Raw genomic sequence first — 20342 nt, forward strand, 5'->3', positions numbered from 1 at the left:
ACTCGTTACAGTGCTAATAAAAAATTGTAGCTAATGATAAATTATTAAATTGCAAATATTAGTTTTTACTGCCATTTCAATAATTTATTACGAAAAATTAGCCCAAGTCATAAAAAAGTACTTGAAAAAATTTTATCTAGCGCTATAATTTGAGTGTGAAAAAACAAATCAAAACAAAATAAAACAAAAAAAAAGGAAATTATCATATGGGTAAAATTATTGGTATTGACTTAGGTACAACTAACTCATGTGTTGCTATCATGGATGGTAGTAACTTAAAAGTTATTGAAAATACTGAAGGTCACCGTACAACTCCATCTATCGTTGGTTACACTAAAAATGGTGAAGTTTTAGTTGGTCAATCAGCTAAACGTCAAGCGGTAACTAACCCTAAAAATACTCTATTCGGTATTAAACGTTTAATCGGTCGTCGTTTTGAAGATGCAGAAGTGCAAAAAGATATTAAAATCATGCCTTTCGAAATCATTCGCGCAGACAATGGCGATGCATGGGTTAAACCATTAGATCAGAAAAAAGCACCTCAACAAGTTTCAGCAGAAGTTCTGAAAAAAATGAAAGAAGCTGCTGAAAGCTACTTAGGTGAAAAAGTTACTGACGCAGTAATCACTGTACCAGCATACTTTAACGATGCTCAACGTAAAGCAACTAAAGACGCTGGTGAAATCGCAGGTTTAAATGTTCAACGTATTATCAACGAACCTACAGCAGCTGCTATGGCGTTCGGTATGGATAAAGGTGAAGGTACATCTAACGTTTTAGTATATGACTTAGGTGGTGGTACTTTCGACGTATCTGTAATCGAAATTGATAATACGGATGGTAACAAAACTATCGAAGTATTAGCTACAAACGGTAACACTCACTTAGGTGGTGAGGACTTCGATAACTTAGTTATCAACTACATCTTAGATCAATTCAAAAAAGATAACGCTGGCATGGATCTAGGTAAAGATCCAGTAGCTATGCAACGTGTTAAAGAAGCGGCAGAAAAAGCGAAAATTGAATTATCATCAACTAATTCAACAGACATCAATCTACCGTTCATTACTATGGACATGACTACTCAAACTCCTGTTCACTTAGTAACAACTTTAACTCGTGCTAAATTAGAAGCTTTAGTTGAAGATTTAGTAAAATCAACTTTCGAACCTGTTAAACAAGCAATCGCTGATTCTGGTTTATCAAAAGATGAAATCCACGATGTACTATTAGTAGGTGGTCAAACACGTATGCCATTAGTACAACAAATGGTTAAAGACTTCTTTGGTAAAGATCCTCGTAAAGATATCAACCCAGATGAAGCTGTAGCTTTAGGTGCAGCCGTACAAGGTGCTGTATTAAGCAAAAACGAAAACGTTAAAGATCTTCTATTATTAGACGTAACTCCATTATCACTAGGTATTGCAACTATGAACGATGTAATGTCAGTGTTAATTGAGAAAAACACTCTAATCCCTAATAAAAAATCACAAGTTTATTCAACTGCAGAAGACAACCAACCTGCTGTACAAATCGAAGTGTACCAAGGTGAACGTCCACGTGCTACAGACAATAAACTATTAGGTAAATTCGTATTAGAAGGTATTCGTCCAGCTCCTCGTGGTGTACCACAAATCGAAGTTACTTTCGATATCGATGCTAACGGTATTATCAAAGTATCTGCTAAAGATAAAGATACAGGTAAAGAACAAAACATCACTATTAAATCAGATTCAGGTTTAAGTCAAGAAGAAATCGAAAGAATGAAACGTGATGCTGAAGCTAATAAAGAGCGTGACGAAGAATTTAAACAACTAAGTGCAAGTAAAAACTTAGGTGACCAAATTGCTTCACAAACTCGTAAATTATTAGAAAAAGACGGTCACTTATTATCATCTTCTGACAAAGCTGAAGTTGAAGGTGCACTTGAAGAAGTAGAAAAAGCAGTTAAAGGTGATGATCGTAAAGCTATCGAAACAGCTATCGAACGTCTAGAAAAAGGCTTTAAACTATTAAATGAAGCTGCACAAAAAGCTGGTAATAGCAACAACAGTAACGACGATGGTTTCGTTGATGTTGATGTAAATAAAGATAAATAATCTTAATTAATCTATCTTTACATAAGTTCGAAAGCCCATGTTTAAGCGTGGGCTTTCATTGCATTAATTAACAATTAAATCATCTGTTTTTATGGCACAAACTTATTATGAGATTCTTGGGGTAAGTGAAAACGCTGATGAAAAAGAAATCAAACGTGCTTACCGTAAACTTTCTCTAAAATATCACCCAGATAAAAACCCAGATCCTGAAGCACAAGATAAGTTCAAAGAGATTAACTTAGCTTATGAAGTATTAAGTGACGCTGATAAACGTGCTACCTATGATCGTTTAGGTCATGACGCTTACGTTAATTCAAACGGTCAAGGATTTGGTGGGGGCGGCTTTGGCGGTGGCTTTGGCGGCTTTGGTGGTTTTGAAGATATTTTCAATATGTTCAACCAAGCCACTGGTGGTAACTCACGCCAGTCAACTCAACAAGTTCGTGGATCTGATATTCCTATCATTGTTACCTTAACTCTTGAAGATCTATTTTTCGGTAAGAAAGTAAAAATTACTTACAACCGTCAAAAAGATTGTCCAGATTGTCACGGTAAAGGTACTGAAAACGAAAATGATTTAACAACCTGTCCGCAATGTCATGGTTCTGGTGAGATTAGACAATTCATTTTCTCTCAAACTTGTGGACGTTGTCACGGTCGCGGTAAAATCATTAAAAATCCGTGTAAAAAATGTAAAGGGCATGCAACAGTTTCTGTTAAAGAAGAGTTTGAATACGAATTTAAACACTTACAACCAAATTCACGCTTACGCTTTAGAGGCTTAGGTAATGAAGCTGGTGCTGGAACTATCCCAGGTAACTTAATCGTGCAAGTTGAAGTAGCTGAACATTCTATTTTCAAAATGGACGATTATGGCAACCTAGTTTTAATCTATCCTATTGATCCATTTACAGCTGCTTTAGGTGGTGAGATTTCTGTGCCTACTTTAGATGGTACAGAAACAGTTACGGTTAAGGCTGGAGTACAATATGGAGATAATGTAGTACTTAAAGGTAAAGGTACGTACATTGATAACAGACGTACTGATCTAAATGTTATCTTCAATATTCCTACTTTAACTAACTTAACTAAAGAGCAAAAAGAATTACTACAAAAATTAAAAGATACTATTAATCCAGAAAAACAATTTGCTAATTCAAACCCACGCGATAAAAATCGTAACGGTGTTGATAAGCAATTTAAAAATATTAAGGACTATCTTAAAAGCCTTCTGGAAAAAATTAAAAAATAAAATACGCTCAATTTTTAAATAATCCTTAAATGCAAGTTAAAGTAGATTTTTTCTATTAATAGCTTGCATTTATTTTTTAAATTGAGTATAATAACCAAGTATTGAAATTTTTCTTAAATATTTGTTATAGCATGTTTAATGGTATAGCGAACGATAGACTCGTATTAAAATGTACATTCTTTTATTAATTATTTACGTGCTTGTTGCTGTATTTTTAATCACATTAATCATGTTGCAACAAGGGAAAGGCGCAGATGCAGGTGCTTTAGGCGGCTCTGGCGCATCAAACACAGTATTCGGTTCATCAGGTTCAGCGACATTCTTAAGTCGTTTAACAGCAATTTTTGCTACTATTTTTATGATCGGTGCGTTAGTTATTGCTAACATTAACGTACATCGTACACCTGCGGGTAGTGGTGATGATTTATTAAAACGTATTGGTGAAACTCCAGCGCAAACTCAGCCTGCGACAACACCAGCGACTCCGACTTTACCAACGGATAATCCTACTACACCAACAGTTCCAAGTGAACCAAGTGTACCAACTGATGATAAAAAATAGATAATTTATCTTGCAGGTATGGTGGAATTGGTAGACACGCTATCTTGAGGGGGTAGTGCACATCGTGCGTGTGAGTTCAAGTCTCACTATCTGCACCATTTTTTATTATAATTTAAAAGCACCTTTGTAAATACAAAGGTGCTTTTACTTATGTCTAAGATTTAATTGGTAGTTTATTTGCTAAGTAGCAAAGAAGCGGAATAAAAATATTATAAGCAATCATAATATAAATTCCAGCGTCGAACTTACCTGTTAGATCGTATAACCAACCAAACCCAAATAGGAAAATCGCAGTTAAGATAAATCCAACACAATTTACCATAGAAGATAAACGTGAGGTATCTTGTGATCTGGTAGTCTTTAACGATAATAATAACAGTAATACGGCTAATAATACCCCTGAAGTAATACCAAATAGCACAAAGAGCCAAAGTAAAATTACGTAGTAATTATAGAAAATAATTAAGCCTAAGGTTGATGCCACAAACGCAATAGCAGACCACAATAGTATAGCTCCTAAGTATTTAACATATTTAGTACAAGCAATAGGAGCTATTAATGACGAAATAATAGCAAAGAACTGGAATATATTTACTAATACTGCCATTTGTGCGTCAGATAAGCTTTCACCGGCATAATTGCGATACCAACTAATACCAAAATAGAAATTAGCGCTTTCTAAACCAAAAGCTATAGCAATACACCAAGCAGCCCATTGTTTCCACATTGAAGTGGATTTTTTGCTATTTAGAGCAATTTGCTCGCTTGGCTTGTTATCTTGTTGGATATTATTTTGTTGCTTTTGTGTGCTAGGCTCAAGCTGTTGCTTACTATCTTGTTTTAAAGTTGATTGTTGACTTTGCGTAGCAAAACGAATTTGCTGCATTTGCTCGCGCGTAAAGAATATAATCGGGATATAGTAGAGTAAAATTAAACTCGAAATAATTATCCAAAGTAATCCAACATCTCTCCAAGTATAACCATGGTTAATTAACCATAATGAACTAAATGTACCAAGCAGAGAAGATATTGATAAATTAGCTCCATTAATGGCATTCATAACCCCTAATTGTTGTTTGAAAAAACCATTAATAAAACTCGGATAGAGAACACTTAAAATCGTTATCCCAATCGAAAGGATAATTGTTCCGCTATAGATTATATAAATACCTGCATTTTGACTTAAGATACTTAGAAAATCACGGATAGCAATACCTATAATAATTAAAGCCACAGCGTAGAAAATGGCTAAAACGAAACCTATTTTATTATCAAGCTTTGCTACAAATAATGAGCATAAAGCCATCACAAAGGTCGGTAAACTTAAAATCAAACCTTGCTGAGTTGAATTTAGACTGTAATCAACGGCAATATTATTGATAATCGCACTTGTAGAGGTGAATGGAGCTCGGCTTATAAGCGTTACTAAACATAACCCTATAGCCGTATACCAAAAGTATGATGAAATAAGCTTATTCATATGAAAAAAGAAAATGTTTTAAATAAATTGAAAGAGATAACTGGTAACCAGTTATCTCTTTTTTGTAATTAACGTTTAGCTAAGTATTTTGCTGGATCAACCGGCTTACCATTCATACGTACTTGATAATAAAGTAGTGTTTTACCACTTGCACAAGTATTACCTACAAGAGCAATAGTTTCACCTTTTTTCACATTTTGGTTACTTTGTACCATGTTTTTAGAGTTACATGCGTATAAAGTTAATAAACCATTATTGTGTGAAATAATTACTGTATTACCGTAGTTATTGAATACACCAGAGTAAATTACTAGACCATCTTGTGAAGCTACAATTTTGTCACCAATGGTGCCTGATAAATGTAGGGCATGGTCTGAACCATTTGAATCTGAATATGATTGAATAACTTTACCAGAACTAGGCCACATTAAAGCAGAAGAACCAGTAGCTTGACCTTGGACATTAACAACTTTATCTTTTTGTTGTGTAACAACGTTATCACGATTAGTTGTTTGAGCAGCAACTGTACCAGCGGTACTTGCTGCTTGACTAGCTGTTTCAGTAGCAGTATTTACTGGAGTTGGTACTGGATTTACTGTTTTATTAGCTACATTGCTCGCTTCAGTTGAAGCTTTATCAGCAACTTTTGCAGCTTCTTCTTTAGCTGTATTTGCTTGAGTTGCTACTTGTATAGAAACTTGATTTGCAGTTTGAGTAGCTGTTGTTTGCGCAGAAGTTACAGGAGCTGGTGCTACTGGTGTAGTTGTAGCTGCTGCTGGAGTATGGCTTGTTGATCCTTGACATGAATTTGGATTAACCACTAATACTGTACCAGGAGTTAATATAGAACTTTTATCTAAGCCATTAGCTTTAGCTACTGCTTCTGCTGAAGTACCTGAAAGGTAACCTAAAAGGAATAATGTATCACCTTGTTGTACTGTGTAGTTTTTAGCTTTATATGAACCTTTTACAATTTGGCTGTAAATAGGTTTATTATCTGCACCACGAGGAATTCTAAACGGTTGCGTTAATTCACAAGAAGCTAAATTTTCAGAACTTACTTGCGTAGTTGGAGCACTAACAGGTGCTTTAGCTTGAACACTACTTGTGCTTACACTCGTAGAACTATAAGAAGTATTTGCAGAACTATCATCTTCAGCAGGTGTAATACTAAAAGTTGGATTAATATTGGCATTACTTGCAGTTGAAGTATTAACCGAACTTGAACTTGTATTTACACTACTAGCACTACTAGCCGAGCCGTCAATATTATAAATTGGCGCATTATTCGAAGGTGCTGTACATGATGTTAATAAAGCTACAAGAGCAGTAGCCATGGTTAAATTTCGTGCTTTAAAGCGCATGGAGCTTAATTCCTTTTATGTTGTTACTTTAAGGTGTAGTAAAGTAAAAAGCCTACTATGGCAACGATTAGTATTATCCAGCCTGACTTATTAATAATATTTTCAATTTGTTGACGATATTTTTGTCCAAAGTAGGCAAATAAATAGGTAACAATTAAAAATCTTACTAAGCGTGAAATAAAACTTAAGCCAATAAATACTAAAAAGTTATAGTGGAAAAAACCAAAGACAATGGTAAATATTTTGAACGGTAAAGGTGTGAAACCAACCAAAATAATCGAGAGAATTCCGTGTTTATCTAAAAATTCTTCGATTTTAGCAAAGGTTGCACTTTCGTGAATCGTTTGTGCAGTTACCGGTTCATTTGTGATTAAAGCAAAAATATGCGCTGCAACGTCTTCAAAGAACATACCTAGGGCATAGCCTACACAGCCGCCTAGTAATGAGAAAAATGCAGCATAAAAAGCCAACCTAAACGCTTGTTTAGGTTTTTGCATGGCTATTGGTCCAACAAGGACATCTATAGGAATAGGGAGTATAATTGCTTCTAAAAAGCTATAAATACATAAAAATGTATTTGCATTCTTATGACCTGCATAATACATAGTGCGGTCATAAAGTTTTTTAATCATGCCCATTAGCTAACCTGTGAAAGTAAACAAACAGCTTCTACTGCAATACCTTCTTTACGACCTGTAAAGCCTAATTTTTCACTAGTAGTTGCTTTCACTGAAACATTATCAATTTGTGTTTCTAAAATACGAGCAATTTCTGCACGCATGCGATCAATATGTGGCGCAAATTTAGGAGCTTGCGCAATGATCGTAGCATCAAGATTAACTAGTTTATAACCTTTAGCTTTTATAAGATCATAGGTACGAGCTAATAAAATGCGACTGTCTATTTTACTAAATTCGGCAGCAGTGTCTGGAAAGTGTTTACCTATATCACCTAATGCAAGTGCTCCTAAGAGAGCATCACAAATAGCATGTAAAAGAACATCTCCATCACTATGAGCTAAAAAGTTATATTCGTAATCAATTTCAACTCCCCCCATATGTATAGGTCCAGGAGTAGTTACATCAAAAGCATGTACGTCGAAACCGTGTCCAATTCTAAACATCGATTATTCCTTATAACAAAATATTACTTAATCCAATTGAGCTTCTTGAGTCAGATAATACTGCGCTAAGGCTAAATCTTCAGGTAAAGTAACTTTTAAATTATGCTTACCCATTTCATGTACTATAACTTGATCACCTAAGAGCGTTAATACAGAAACGTCATCAGTTAAAATTTGCAAGATTTCGTCCAAGCTTTTAGATTTTATTTTGTTATTATACACGAACTTAAGTTCGGCAATTTTACTTTTTTCGAGAAGTTGTAACTGCTCACAATATGTCAAAAAGTATGAATAAGAACTAAAATATGTCTTGCTCTCTAGTGATGGTTCATCTAGATGCATGAGTAATTTACTTAAAAGGTAATAAAAGTAAAGAAGATTAAAAGTTTGCGGAGTTTGAGCTAAATAAATTTGTTTACGATCAAGATTATCAGTTATTAAATTTTGATTATCAGCTTGTAGTAGTTTTACTGAATCAGTACATCTCATTCCAGGTAAAATACCAGCTAAAAAACTTGGACAAGCTCTATCTTTCTCATCAATTTTTGGATCTTCTGGTACAAAGGATTGTTCAGTTACCTTTAGTTGCTCTAAGTGATCTATTTGATCTAAAGTCGAGCATGCATGAATAATACTTTGAATATCACTAGATTTAATCCCCACGCGAGCAGCGTCATGGATTAAAACATAAGTCTGCGCAGGATCATAATCTTGCTCTAGGCATAATTGCATGGCATTAGCTAGCAAACTATAAACCGTATGAATTCTTTCTCCGTAGCCCAGACAAGCTTTGACTTGGCTATTAGTTTGAGAATATAGATATAGTTTTCCTTTAAGGTTATAAGCTGTAAATGAATCAAACCATGCCGGTAAAAGTTGACTAGCATAGCTATCATTTTCATTTAAAGCTACTAAAACTGAATCTATATCCTCTACGGCTAAGAATTTTTGGATTGTAATGCCTAGTATTGGCTGCTGCTTGTTTTCATAAGTAAGAGATAAATACTGCTTAGGAACTTGGCTTTGCATGCGCGTTCCTACACCGGCAGCACAGATTAAAGCTAAATATTTCTTAGCCATAAACTATCGTTTATTCGTTGTTGGAGCTTGAGGATTATATTTGTTTTCAGCTTCCTTACTGTAGTAAGTTGGCATTACTCGATTATCAATAATCCGGAAAAAGATTTCATCAGGGCGTACGTAATTTAATTCGCGACGAATAAATGATTCGTAAACAACAAGATCCTGTGCCTTTAAAGCCTCAACACGTTGTTGTAAATATGCATTATCTAATGATAATTGTTGATTAATCTTTGCCTGTGCACTTACTTTTTCTTTCATATCAGTGTAGTAAATGTAACCATTGCGACCGGCAATAATCCCATAAATCAAATACCCAATTACCATTAATAAGAGTAAATTAAAAAAACGTACACCCATGGTTGCCTCTTAACTATTTATCTTCTTTACTTAGAGTAATAAATGCCTGTTCAGCAGCAGCTAACACAAAGTCTAGATCCGCTGTGGTATGTGCTAAAGACATAAAACTAGCTTCAAACGCTGATGGTGCTAAATACACACCTTGTTCTAACATTAGCGCGTGGAATTTTTTAAACAGATTGATGTCAGCTTGTTGTGCTGTTTCTAAATTAGTTACTGGTTGTTGACTAAAAAAGATACCAAACATACCACCAACTTTATTTACCGTAAATGGTAAATCATATTTTTGTGCTAAAGATACTAATCCTTGCGTTAAATAATCAACACTTTGCGTTAATTGTTGATAATTTTCGGCTTTATTCAGCAATTTTAAAGTGGTTAAGCCTGCAGTCATAGATATAGGATTACCAGATAAAGTACCAGCTTGATAAACTGGACCTAAAGGAGCTATATGCTGCATAATCTCTTTTTTACCACCAAAAGCTCCTACCGGCATGCCGCCACCGATAATTTTACCAAGTGTAATTAAATCAGCATTTACGTTGAAAACTTCTTGGCTACCTTTAAAAGCAACACGGAAACCAGTCATCACCTCATCAAAGATTAAAACCGCACCATATTTATCACATAAAGCACGTAGACCTGTTAAAAAGCCCTCTACCGGAGGAACGCAGTTCATATTACCGGCTACAGGTTCAACAATTACGCAGGCAATTTGTTCTGGATTATTAACAAATAATTGCTCCACACTTGCTAAGTCATTATAAGTAGCAACTAAGGTATCTTGCGCTGCACCTTTTGTTACTCCGGCCGACGATGGTGTACCTTGGGTTAAAGCACCAGAACCAGCATTAACTAATAGTGAATCACTATGTCCGTGATAACAACCAGCAAACTTAATGATTTTGTCGCGACCTGTATAACCACGTGCTAAACGAATCGCGCTCATGGTTGCTTCAGTACCAGATGACACCATACGCACCATTTCTAAATTAGGAATTTCCTGACATAAATATGCAGCCATTTCTAATTCAATTGCCGTTGGCGCGCCAAAACTTAAACCATTGTCAACAGCTTGTTTTACGGCTTGAGCTACTTCAGAATGATTATGACCTAAGATAGCAGGTCCCCATGAACCTACAAAATCCACATAACGTTTACCATCAGCATCATATAAATAAGCCTTGTCTGCTTTAGAGATAAAAAGTGGATCACCATTTACACCTGTAAACGCACGTACAGGACTATTTACCCCTCCGGGAATATAGTTTTTACTTTCTGTAAATAGTGAGGTGTTTACTTTAGTCATTTTATTTACCTATTTTTATTCTAAACTTACGGTGTAGCCATCCTTGCATAAAACTAACAGCCGTCATTAACCAAGCCCAGAACAAGGCGGTGGTAAGAATGGGGATAAAGAACTCTAAATCAAATTTAATAAAGTTATATGAAAATAATTCTAAGACAAAAATAATTATTGAATACACAAAGGTAAAAAGAATTACACATATAAACTGGAACAGATAGCCAATACTGTTATACAGTGGAATAAAGCGACGATTAAGAAAGGTTACAATTAAAAACGCAATCGCGTGTTCTCCTAATTGTGAACCTGAAATACTATCAGCCAATACCCCGAGCACTAAAGCCGTAATATAACCCACACGGCGTGGATCTTTTACTGTCCATACTAAGAGTAAAGCTAAAATCCAATACGGACGTAAAAATACAAACTTAGCGTCCCAAGGAATAGTCGTAATAATAAAACCAATCAAGAAGGTTAAATAAACAACAATACTTGCAAAAATCTTACTCATTATTCTCCTCATTTACTAATTGTAAACTGCCTTGTGGATTAATAACGTAACAGTTTTGCGTTTCAAGGTTTACATTACGTCCATAATCTAAGTCCACTAAAGGAGTAATAACTTGTGATTTATTTAACAACACACCTACTGATAAACTATCAGGATCAACACCTTGATAAGTGTAAGTTAAATAATTATTTTTATTAGTAGTACGTTGCTCTAGTTTATTACCAATAAGGTTTTTAGTGTAATTACGATTAAATACTAAATTTTGGCTCGCTGTATAAGTTGGCATAATATTACAATATGGCCATACCGCTACCATATAGCGTAGACTATTTAAGTGAGCTACAGGTCGAGCTTTAGCCGAAATAACATTACCATGACTATCACGAGTAACTTCAGTAACAACGGCTACAGCATAGTTTTTAATATAGCGTTTAGCTAAACCACTAGTATAAAGTACATCTCCAGGTTTTACTGTTGATTTACTTGAAATATAATCTAGTGATAAATCAATTGAGTTAGTACCATGTACTAAATATTGCTCTTGATTGCTGATATTAAATACAGGCACATATGAGTTTACATCTGTAATTAATAAAACACGGCTTTGGTTATCTGAAATAGAGACTATTTGTCCAATTAAGCCATAAGCATCAAAAATATTTTGCCCATAAAATAAACCATCATGTGCCCCTTTATCAATAAAAATTAGATTGTTTTTGGCACCTTGCTCTGTATTAATGATGTTTACAATTTGGGTCTTAGCAACTAATGAATCCGGGATACGTAATAAAGCTTTTAATTCAGCATTTTCTGCTTGTAAAACTTTTACGTTTTCAAGTTGAAATTTTAATTCTGTTACTTGTTTTTGTAAATCTTCATAAGCCGTAGTCAATGAACCTACGTCTTTAAAGTTAGGAGTAATATGATTTACTATTTGCTTTGTTCCATAGTTAAAAATGAATATGCGATTGGTTGCATTATCTAAAGCCGTACGCATAGGTTCAATTTGTTTAGTAACCGAAAGAACAAACAAAGTAACCGCGATCAACATGCAAATCATAGCTCGCCATAAATGTCGCGGTCGATAAAATATAGCGCTGTCCACTAGACAATCCTTTAAAGCAAATAGAAATAAACCACTAAATTTTATTTAGTGGCTTATTTCTTATATGATGTTAAGCTACTTTACCTGGAGTTTTCTTACCATTGGTTGTAATTACGCTTAAACCTTCAGCAGTTTCAGCCGAAAGGATCATACCTTCCGATACACCAAAACGCATTTTTCTTGGAGCTAAATTAGCTACAACTACAACATTAGTTCCCACTAATTGTTCAGGATCTTTGTAGTATGCACGAATACCTGAGAAAATATTACGTACATCACCATTACCTAAATCAACGGTAAATTGTAGTAATTTATCAGCACCTTTAACTTCGTTACAAGCTAATACTACACCTAAACGTAAATCCACTTTTGCAAAGTCATCAAAGCTAATGTAGTCAGTTTGTTCTACTTTAGCTGCTTGTGAATTATGTTTAGCATCGTATTCTTGTTGTAATTTATCGTTTAGAGCTTTTTCAGCAGCAGCTTCTTCACGAGATTCTTCTACCATTTTTTCAATAGCTTCATTTTCTAATCGTGAGAAAATTGGCGTGAAATTATTAATTTGACGTCCAAATGGTAGTTCGTTTAAGCTATTCCAAGTTAAAGTTTCACCTAAGAATTCTTCAGCTTTAGCAACAATTTGCGGCACTACAGGTTTTAATAAAGTCATAATCGCTCTAAAGTAAGCAATTGTTTGCGTACATACACGATGTAATTCTTTAGTACGACTAGGATCTTTAGCAATTACCCATGGTGCACGATCGGTGAAATATCTGTTAGCTTCATCAGCTAAGAATGAAATTTCACGAATTGCTTTCGAGAAGTTTAAGGTCGCAAAAGCTTCATTAATTGATTCGAATTTAGTAGTAAATTCTTGATACTCTAATGGAGCATCTAAATCAATTGCTAAACGGTTATTAAATTGTTTTTGTAAAAACGAAGCACAACGTGCGGCAATATTTACATACTTATTAACAATATCAGCATTAATGCGTGTTACAAAGTCCTCTAAATTTAAATCCACATCAGCAATAGTTGGATTTAATTTAGCTGCAAAGTAGTAACGTAAAGCATCAGGGTTAACGTGTTTTAACCAAGTTTTTGCTTTAATAAATGTACCGCGAGATTTTGACATTTTCACGCCATTTACTGTTACATAACCATGAGCAAAAATATTAGTAGGTAATTTGTAATTCATGCCCATTAATACCGCAGGCCAGAATAATGAGTGGAAATAAAGAATATCTTTACCAATAAAGTGGTACATTTCCATATCATCATTATTTGCACTTACTAAATGATCATAATCAAGTTTGTGCTCTAAGCAGTATTCTTTGAAAAATGATAAGTAGCCAATAGGAGCATCTAACCACACATAGAAGTACTTATCTTTTTCATTAGGAATTGGAATACCAAAATATGGTGCATCACGAGAAATGTCCCATTCTTGTAAACCTTGCGTAAACCACTCTTTCATTTTATTAGCTACTTCAGGTTGTAAATTACCTTGTTGTAACCAATCTTGTAATGCTGCTTCAAATTTTGGTAAATTTAAGAACTTGTGGCTTGATTTACGTAACTCTGGAGTAGTACGTGATAATACAGAATAAGGTTTAACTAAATCTGTAGGATTATAAATTGATGAACAAACTTCACAGTTATCACCATATTGATCTGGAGCGTGACATTTTGGACATTCGCCTTTAATGTAACGATCCGGTAAGAACATATTTTCTACAGTATCGTAGAATTGTTCAATTTCACGTTCAACAATGCAACCATTTTTTTCTAATAGTTCATATGCTTGTTGCACATTTTCATAGTGTGTAGGTACTTCTGTAGAACTAAAATTATCAAAGCTAATAGCGTATGATTTAAATAGATCTACATATACACCATGGAAATTATTAACTAATTCTTGTGGTGTAATCCCTAAAAGACGTGAACGTAGCATAATTGGCGTACCATGAGCATCAGCTCCACCAATAAATGCCACATCTTTACCAATTAGGCGTAAATAACGCACCCAAATATCAACTTGTGTATATTCAAGCATGTGCCCTAAATGCAAATCGTTATTTGCATAAGGAAGAGCTACCGTAACCAATGTCTTTTTATGCATGGTTTCCCCAAAATAATGTTTTCAGGACTAAATGCTTAGTCCTGAAAAGAAAATTAATAATTTAACGCTGAAATATCAGCTACTAACGTAAATAATAAATGTAATTTATAAAGTAAAGCGTAACGATTAGCTTTCACTTGGGTATTTTCAGCATTTACTACTACGTTATCAAAAAACGCATTTATTTCATCACGAATACTTGCTAATTCACCTAATAACGTAAAGTAATTTTGTTCACGATATAAAGGTAAACATCTTTGTTCAAGTACTAGAAGATCTTGGTACAGATTAGTTTCTTCTGCAGTTTCAAATAAGCTCGGATCAACCTTACCTTCATTAGCAAACTCTGATTTAGCTAAGAAGTTATTCACACGTTTATTTGCAGCAACTAAATCTTCACAAGCAAGATTCGCTTTAAAATCTTTAACCGCTTTTAAACGTAAGAAGAAGTCGTATGGATTGTTGATATTTAGATTTTGTACTGCTTGAATTTCATCAACGCTAAAGCCTTGTTCTTCATATAAAGATCTTACACGACCTTTAATGAAATCTAAAATATCTGCTTTTAGTTGCTCTGGTGCAACTTCTAATTTATCACCGTAAATTTGAATAACTTGTGCTAATACTTCTTCTAAGTTTAAGTTGTATTTACCTTCAGTTAGAATACGTAAAATGGCGATTGCAGCACGACGTAAAGCAAATGGGTCTTTAGCCCCTTTAGGTGGTTGATTAATACCAAAAATACCAACTAAAGTATCTAATTTATCAGCTAAAGAAAGAATAGCACCGGTTTGCGTCGTTGGTAAACTATCACCAGAGAAACGTGGTAAATATTGTTCTGCCAATGCAGTTGCAACTTCAGCCGCTTCACCACCAGCTTGTGCATAATACATACCCATAATTCCTTGGGTATCTGTAAATTCGAACACCATATTCGTCATTAAGTCACATTTAGCTAGGTGAGCAGCTCGAACAGCATATTCTTTATTTACTTGGATTTTGTCAGCTAAGTATGCTGAAATTTGCTCTAAACGTTCAACTTTATCGTAAACCGTACCTAATTTGTGTTGGAATACAATCGTTTTTAAACGCGGAATTAAATTCTCTAATGGAGTTTTTAAGTCTTGCTCGTAGAAGAATTTAGCATCAGTTAAACGTGGACGAATAACTTTTTCGTTACCACTAATAATTAAACTTGGATCTTCCGGCTGAACGTTAGAAACGAAAATAAAGTGTGGTAATAAGCTCGTAAATTTACTATCAGCAAATAGAGGGAAGTAACGTTGGTCTCCTTCCATGGTATGAATTAATGCTTCTTTTGGAACTTTTAAGAAGTCTGGATCAAAATTCGCAATTAAAACATTTGGATGCTCAACTAAAGAAGTAATTTCATCAAGTAAATCTTCTTCTAAGTTTACATAACCTTTATTAGCTGCAGCAAGTTTTTCTACCTGACTTTTAATTTGTGCTTTACGCACTTCAAAGTCAGCAACAACTTTACCTAAGTTTAATAAATCTGTTTCATAATCATCTGCATGAGCTAAAGTAATTTCTTTTTGCCCTAAGAAGCGATGACCTAATACACGACGATCTGAATTAATTCCAAATGCTTGACCTGGTAATACTTGATCGTCTAATAACATGGTAAAAGTATGAACCGGACGAATAAATACATATTCGTGGTTACCCCAGCGCATACCTTTAGAAATTGGAATAGCTGCAATAGCTTCTTGTACAGCTGCTGGTAATAATTCCGCAGATCTTGCACCTGGTTGCTCATATGCATAGTATAACCATGCACCTTTATCAGTTTCGACAAAGCTTGCTTGCGCAAAATCAATATTATTAGCTTTTAACCAACCTTGAGCAGCTTTAGATAGTTCACCGTTTTCATCAAAGCAAGCAGCTTTTGCTGGACCTTTTTTCTCGATTAATTGATTAGCTGCTGAACTGTTTAAGCCAGTAACTAAAATCCCTAAACGACGAGGAGTAGCAAAAGGTTTTAACTCATCATAAGCAATATTTGCTTTATGTAAAGCTAGACTTAAAGCGTTGGCAAACTCTTGGCTAACGGTTTTGAGGTCTTTTGGTGGTAACTCTTCTGTACCTAGTTCTACTAAAAAACTATGTTTATTTCTTTCCATTTTCAACCACTACTTTTTATCTGCTAAAGTTTCAAAACGATTACACATTGGGAAACCTAAAGCTTCACGACTAGCATAATAAGCTTCAGCTACCATTTTAGTTAAAGAACGAATCCGTAAAATATATCTTTGACGTTCAGTAACTGATACAGCTTTACGAGCATCTAAAAGGTTAAAACAATGCGCTGCTTTTAAGATACGTTCGTATGCAGGTAGTGGTAAAGGTTTTTCTAATTCTAATAAACGTTTAGCTTCTTCTTCGTGCTTGTTAAAGCTATAAAGTAAAAACTCTACGTCAGCTTGTTCAAAGTTAAACGCTGATTGTTCGATTTCGTTTTGTAAGAAAATGTCACGGTAATAAGTTTTACCTAATGGACCGTCACACCATACAAGATCATAAACGTTATCAACGCCTTGAATATACATTGCTAGACGTTCAAGACCGTAAGTGATCTCACCTGTAACAGGTTTACACTCTAGACCACCTACTTGTTGGAAATAGGTAAATTGTGAAACTTCCATTCCATTTAACCATACTTCCCAACCAAGACCCCAAGCACCTAATGTAGGGTTTTCCCAGTTATCTTCAACAAAACGAATATCGTTTTGCTCAGTATCAAAACCTAACATACGTAGTGAATCGATGTATAGCTCTTGAATATTATCTGGAGATGGTTTTAAAATTACTTGGAATTGGTAGAAATGTTGTAAACGGTTTGGGTTTTCACCATAACGTCCATCAGTTGGACGACGTGATGGCTGTACATAAGCACAGCAAATAGGTTCTGGAGTTAAAGCTCGTAAACAAGTCATAGGGTGTGATGTACCAGCTCCCACTTCTAAATCAAGTGGTTGGACAATTGTACAGCCCATATTTCCCCAGTATTCTTGTAAGGCAAGAATTAAACCTTGGAAAGTTTTTACATCAAAATGTGTATTAAAATTACTCATGAAACTTAGTCTCTGACTAGAAAATTACTTTAAACCTACACTTTCTTTTTGTAGGGCAATGATTTGTTGAGTAGCTTGTACTCCTAAATCATAAACACCATCTAAAGCTTGTTTACCAAAGCTTTGTTTTTCACCACTTAATTGGAATTCGATAATTTGTTGTGATTCAGTCATTACAACATTACAATCTGCGCCGATATTTGAATCTTCAGCGTAATCTAAATCACATAAAAGTTCGTTATCATCAATACCAATTGAAATAGCAGCAATAAATTCTTTAAAAGGATTCTCCGCCACTAAACCTTTTTCAACTAAATATTGACAAGCATCATATAAAGCAATACAAGCACCATTAATCGATGTAGTTCTTGTACCACCATCAGCTTGAATAACATCACAGTCAATATTAATCGCTAAATTTGGCATTTTGCTTAGATCTACGGCATTACGTAAAGCACGACCAATTAATCTTTGAATTTCCATGGTACGACCTGAAATGCTACACTTGCGTCCATCACGAGAGTTTCTCGTTGCTGTAGCGCGAGGTAACATACTATATTCGGCAGTTACCCATCCTTGTTCAAGTTTTTGTTCTTTAATAAAAGATGGAACTTTATCACTTACCGAAGCAGTACAAAACACTTTCGTACGTCCGAATTCAATTAATACCGAACCTTCGGCCCAAATATTACAATTACGTGTAATTTTTACTTGGCGAAATTCATGGTTTTGACGATTATCTTGGCGTAACTTACTCATTAAACCCTCATATATACAAGTGAAAAACTAAGTAATCACTATTGCATGGGGTAAATAATTTATATACTACATGCAATAAAAATTACTGAAAAAAGTACCTTATATTTTACCATAGTTTGCAAGTTTTTCAGCCAATACCACCAAATTCAAGCTAGCAAAATAAACAAAAAAGATGGACGCAAAAATTTTGCGTCCATCTTTTCTCATGCGTAACATATGTTTACAACTAAATGAAATTATTAGTCTTGTAAACCTAATTTTTTCTCTAAGTAGTGGATATTAGTACCGCCTTTTTGGAAGTTTTGATCGTTAACAATATCCATTTGTAAAGGTAAGTTAGTTTTGATACCTTCTACTACTAATTCTTGCAGCGCGCGATTCATACGGCTAATTGCATTTTCACGTGTATCTCCGTAAGCAATTAATTTACCGATCATTGAATCGTATGTAGGTGGTACTGAATAACCAGCGTAAATGTGAGAATCCCATCTTACACCAAAACCGCCTGGAGCATGGAAATTGGTAATTTTACCAGGTGATGGTAAAAAGTTTTCTGGGTTTTCAGCATTGATACGACACTCAATAGCGTGACCACGTACTTTAATATCTTCTTGCTTAATTGAAAGTGGTAGACCTGAAGCAATTAAAATTTGCTCACGAATTAGGTCAACACCAGTAATCATTTCTGTTACAGGGTGTTCTACTTGAATACGTGTATTCATCTCAATAAAGTAGAACTCACCATTTTCATATAAGAACTCAAAAGTACCTGCACCACGATAACCGATACGTTTACATGCTTCGGCACATACCGTACCGATTTTTTCACGTTGCTCAGGAGTAATACCTGGAGCTGGAGCTTCTTCAAGTACTTTTTGGTGTCTTCTTTGCATCGAACAGTCACGTTCAGCAAGATAAACAGCATTACCAAAGTTATCCGCTAAAACTTGAATTTCAATGTGACGTGGGTTTACAAGATATTTCTCCATGTAAACCATGTCGTTATTGAATGCTGATTTAGCTTCAGCTTTAGTCATTGCAATAGCTTCTTCAAGTTTAGCTTCGTCGTGTACAACGCGCATACCACGACCACCGCCACCACCAGAAGCTTTAATAATAATTGGGTAACCAATGCGTTTAGCAATTTCTTTATTTAGTTTAACATCATTGCTTAATGGACCGTCTGAACCTGGTACACATGGTACACCTGCAGCTTTCATACTATTGATAGCTGCAACTTTATCACCCATAATACGGATAACATCAGCTGGAGCACCAATAAATGTAAAGCCAGAGCTTTCAACTGCTTCAGCAAATTCAGCATTCTCACTTAAAAAGCCATAACCAGGGTGAATAGCATCACAACCTGTAGCTTCTGCTGCTGAAATTAAAGCAGGAATATTTAAGTATGATTTAACAGATGGTGGAGGTCCAATACAAATACTTTGGTCTGCAAGTGCTACGTGCATTAAAGAGCTATCAATCGTACTATGAGCAGCAACCGTTTCAATTCCTAATTCACGGCACGCACGTTGTACTCTTAAAGCAATCTCTCCACGATTTGCAATCAGAATTCTTTTTAACATAAAACTCTCGTTTTTATTCTGTACTAATTTAGCAAATTAGTGCTAAAAATTATTCGATGATAAATAGTGGTTGATCGTATTCTACAACGTTAGCATCTTCAACAAGAATTGCTTTCACCACACCAGCTTTGTCAGAATCAATTTTGTTCATCATTTTCATTGCTTCAACGATACATAAAGTATCACCTACTGCAACTTTGTCACCCACTTCTACAAATGGTTTTGCATCTGGGCTAGAACGACGGTAGAACGTACCTACCATTGGAGATAATACTTTGTGACCTTTGATTTCTGGTTCTGCTGCTGGAGCTGCAACAGGAGCAGGTGCTGCAGGAGCTGCTGGAGCTGCTGCAACTGGTTGAGCATAAGCAGGAGCTGCTGTAGTTACTTGAATATTTTGTTGTCTATTTAAAACAATTGAATTTTTATCTTCAACAATTGTAATTTCAGTTAACGAAGACTCTTCAAATACTTTAATTAACGCTTCGATTTTTTTAATATCAAAGTTCATTGAGGATCCTATATATAAGTAAAGTAC

Annotated in this window: 18 protein-coding genes and 1 tRNA gene; 4 read left to right on the top strand and 15 right to left on the bottom strand. The window is 34.9% G+C overall.

Annotation, left to right across the window (positions count from 1 at the left end; translation table 11 throughout):
- Positions 1–206 precede the first annotated feature (206 nt).
- The 4 genes from dnaK (at position 207) to CKF58_RS04645 (ending at position 4011) form a co-directional block, all read left to right on the top strand.
- Positions 207–2099 carry a molecular chaperone DnaK gene (gene dnaK, locus CKF58_RS04630; RefSeq protein ID WP_119531453.1) on the top strand — a complete coding sequence of 631 codons (1893 nt, stop codon included), beginning with the start codon at positions 207–209 and terminating at the stop codon, positions 2097–2099.
- 91 nt (positions 2100–2190) lie between these two features.
- Positions 2191–3351, top strand: a complete 1161-nt coding sequence (locus tag CKF58_RS04635; protein WP_119531455.1) for a DnaJ domain-containing protein — start codon at positions 2191–2193, stop codon at positions 3349–3351.
- Positions 3352–3520: 169 nt separating this feature from the next.
- Positions 3521–3913, top strand: coding sequence for a preprotein translocase subunit SecG (secG, locus tag CKF58_RS04640; protein ID WP_119531457.1), 393 nt, complete (start codon positions 3521–3523; stop codon positions 3911–3913).
- A gap of 12 nt (positions 3914–3925) precedes the next feature.
- Positions 3926–4011: transfer RNA gene (locus CKF58_RS04645), tRNA-Leu, on the top strand.
- A 56-nt stretch (positions 4012–4067) separates the two neighbouring features.
- Here CKF58_RS04645 and CKF58_RS04650 read toward each other — a convergent pair.
- The 15 genes from CKF58_RS04650 to accB all read right to left on the bottom strand — a co-directional run bounded on the left by CKF58_RS04650 (position 4068) and on the right by accB (position 20315).
- The gene (locus CKF58_RS04650; RefSeq protein WP_119531459.1) at positions 4068–5393 is read right to left on the bottom strand and encodes an MFS transporter; all 1326 of its coding nucleotides are present in this window, start codon (positions 5391–5393) and stop codon (positions 4068–4070) included.
- Between the two features lie 68 nt (positions 5394–5461).
- Positions 5462–6730, bottom strand: a complete 1269-nt coding sequence (locus CKF58_RS04655; RefSeq protein WP_222987710.1) for a peptidoglycan DD-metalloendopeptidase family protein — start codon at positions 6728–6730, stop codon at positions 5462–5464.
- Positions 6731–6780: 50 nt separating this feature from the next.
- Positions 6781–7389 (bottom strand): YqaA family protein, encoded by a 609-nt coding sequence (locus CKF58_RS04660; RefSeq protein ID WP_222987711.1) that lies wholly within the window; start codon positions 7387–7389, stop codon positions 6781–6783.
- Between the two features lie 5 nt (positions 7390–7394).
- Positions 7395–7880, bottom strand: coding sequence for a 2-C-methyl-D-erythritol 2,4-cyclodiphosphate synthase (gene ispF, locus CKF58_RS04665; RefSeq protein WP_119531465.1), 486 nt, complete (start codon positions 7878–7880; stop codon positions 7395–7397).
- A 27-nt stretch (positions 7881–7907) separates the two neighbouring features.
- Entirely contained in the window at positions 7908–8960 is a 1053-nt protein-coding gene (locus tag CKF58_RS04670) for an IspD/TarI family cytidylyltransferase (RefSeq protein ID WP_119531467.1), read from the bottom strand.
- A 3-nt stretch (positions 8961–8963) separates the two neighbouring features.
- Entirely contained in the window at positions 8964–9320 is a 357-nt protein-coding gene (locus CKF58_RS04675; protein WP_119531469.1) for an FtsB family cell division protein, read from the bottom strand.
- Between the two features lie 13 nt (positions 9321–9333).
- Entirely contained in the window at positions 9334–10629 is a 1296-nt protein-coding gene (hemL, locus tag CKF58_RS04680; RefSeq protein ID WP_119531471.1) for a glutamate-1-semialdehyde 2,1-aminomutase, read from the bottom strand.
- Position 10630: 1 nt separating this feature from the next.
- Positions 10631–11137, bottom strand: a complete 507-nt coding sequence (gene mreD, locus CKF58_RS04685) for a rod shape-determining protein MreD (protein WP_222987712.1) — start codon at positions 11135–11137, stop codon at positions 10631–10633.
- A complete protein-coding gene (gene mreC, locus CKF58_RS04690; protein WP_119531474.1) occupies positions 11130–12197 on the bottom strand; it encodes a rod shape-determining protein MreC in 1068 nt (355 codons plus the stop codon). The genes mreD and mreC overlap by 8 nt, the downstream gene beginning before the upstream one ends.
- Before the next feature lie 115 nt (positions 12198–12312).
- Complete coding sequence (gene metG, locus CKF58_RS04695) at positions 12313–14364, bottom strand: methionine--tRNA ligase (RefSeq protein WP_119531476.1); 2052 nt, start codon at positions 14362–14364, stop codon at positions 12313–12315.
- Between the two features lie 53 nt (positions 14365–14417).
- Positions 14418–16508 (bottom strand): glycine--tRNA ligase subunit beta, encoded by a 2091-nt coding sequence (gene glyS / locus CKF58_RS04700; RefSeq protein WP_119531478.1) that lies wholly within the window; start codon positions 16506–16508, stop codon positions 14418–14420.
- A 9-nt stretch (positions 16509–16517) separates the two neighbouring features.
- Positions 16518–17459 (bottom strand): glycine--tRNA ligase subunit alpha, encoded by a 942-nt coding sequence (gene glyQ, locus CKF58_RS04705; protein ID WP_119531480.1) that lies wholly within the window; start codon positions 17457–17459, stop codon positions 16518–16520.
- Between the two features lie 24 nt (positions 17460–17483).
- Positions 17484–18218: a ribonuclease PH gene (gene rph, locus CKF58_RS04710; protein WP_119531482.1), complete on the bottom strand. Its 735-nt coding sequence runs from the start codon at positions 18216–18218 to the stop codon at positions 17484–17486.
- Positions 18219–18457: 239 nt separating this feature from the next.
- The gene (accC, locus tag CKF58_RS04715) at positions 18458–19804 is read right to left on the bottom strand and encodes an acetyl-CoA carboxylase biotin carboxylase subunit (protein ID WP_119531484.1); all 1347 of its coding nucleotides are present in this window, start codon (positions 19802–19804) and stop codon (positions 18458–18460) included.
- 49 nt (positions 19805–19853) lie between these two features.
- The gene (gene accB, locus CKF58_RS04720; protein WP_119531486.1) at positions 19854–20315 is read right to left on the bottom strand and encodes an acetyl-CoA carboxylase biotin carboxyl carrier protein; all 462 of its coding nucleotides are present in this window, start codon (positions 20313–20315) and stop codon (positions 19854–19856) included.
- Between the last annotated feature and the right edge of the window lie 27 nt (positions 20316–20342).

The sequence above is a fragment of the Psittacicella hinzii genome (assembly GCF_003585935.1).
GTDB lineage: Bacteria > Pseudomonadota > Gammaproteobacteria > Enterobacterales > Psittacicellaceae > Psittacicella > Psittacicella hinzii.

Excerpts from the sequence above, each read along its gene's own strand:
- dnaK (WP_119531453.1), top strand. The coding sequence starts at position 207 with ATGGGTAAAATTATTGGTATTGACTTAGGTACAACTAACTCATGTGTT.
- CKF58_RS04635 (WP_119531455.1), top strand. The coding sequence starts at position 2,191 with ATGGCACAAACTTATTATGAGATTCTTGGGGTAAGTGAAAACGCTGAT.
- secG (WP_119531457.1), top strand. The coding sequence starts at position 3,521 with ATGTACATTCTTTTATTAATTATTTACGTGCTTGTTGCTGTATTTTTA.
- CKF58_RS04650 (WP_119531459.1), bottom strand. The coding sequence starts at position 5,393 with ATGAATAAGCTTATTTCATCATACTTTTGGTATACGGCTATAGGGTTA.
- CKF58_RS04655 (WP_222987710.1), bottom strand. The coding sequence starts at position 6,730 with ATGGCTACTGCTCTTGTAGCTTTATTAACATCATGTACAGCACCTTCG.
- CKF58_RS04660 (WP_222987711.1), bottom strand. The coding sequence starts at position 7,389 with ATGATTAAAAAACTTTATGACCGCACTATGTATTATGCAGGTCATAAG.
- ispF (WP_119531465.1), bottom strand. The coding sequence starts at position 7,880 with ATGTTTAGAATTGGACACGGTTTCGACGTACATGCTTTTGATGTAACT.
- CKF58_RS04670 (WP_119531467.1), bottom strand. The coding sequence starts at position 8,960 with ATGGCTAAGAAATATTTAGCTTTAATCTGTGCTGCCGGTGTAGGAACG.
- CKF58_RS04675 (WP_119531469.1), bottom strand. The coding sequence starts at position 9,320 with ATGGGTGTACGTTTTTTTAATTTACTCTTATTAATGGTAATTGGGTAT.
- hemL (WP_119531471.1), bottom strand. The coding sequence starts at position 10,629 with ATGACTAAAGTAAACACCTCACTATTTACAGAAAGTAAAAACTATATT.
- mreD (WP_222987712.1), bottom strand. The coding sequence starts at position 11,137 with ATGAGTAAGATTTTTGCAAGTATTGTTGTTTATTTAACCTTCTTGATT.
- mreC (WP_119531474.1), bottom strand. The coding sequence starts at position 12,197 with ATGATTTGCATGTTGATCGCGGTTACTTTGTTTGTTCTTTCGGTTACT.
- metG (WP_119531476.1), bottom strand. The coding sequence starts at position 14,364 with ATGCATAAAAAGACATTGGTTACGGTAGCTCTTCCTTATGCAAATAAC.
- glyS (WP_119531478.1), bottom strand. The coding sequence starts at position 16,508 with ATGGAAAGAAATAAACATAGTTTTTTAGTAGAACTAGGTACAGAAGAG.
- glyQ (WP_119531480.1), bottom strand. The coding sequence starts at position 17,459 with ATGAGTAATTTTAATACACATTTTGATGTAAAAACTTTCCAAGGTTTA.
- rph (WP_119531482.1), bottom strand. The coding sequence starts at position 18,218 with ATGAGTAAGTTACGCCAAGATAATCGTCAAAACCATGAATTTCGCCAA.
- accC (WP_119531484.1), bottom strand. The coding sequence starts at position 19,804 with ATGTTAAAAAGAATTCTGATTGCAAATCGTGGAGAGATTGCTTTAAGA.
- accB (WP_119531486.1), bottom strand. The coding sequence starts at position 20,315 with ATGAACTTTGATATTAAAAAAATCGAAGCGTTAATTAAAGTATTTGAA.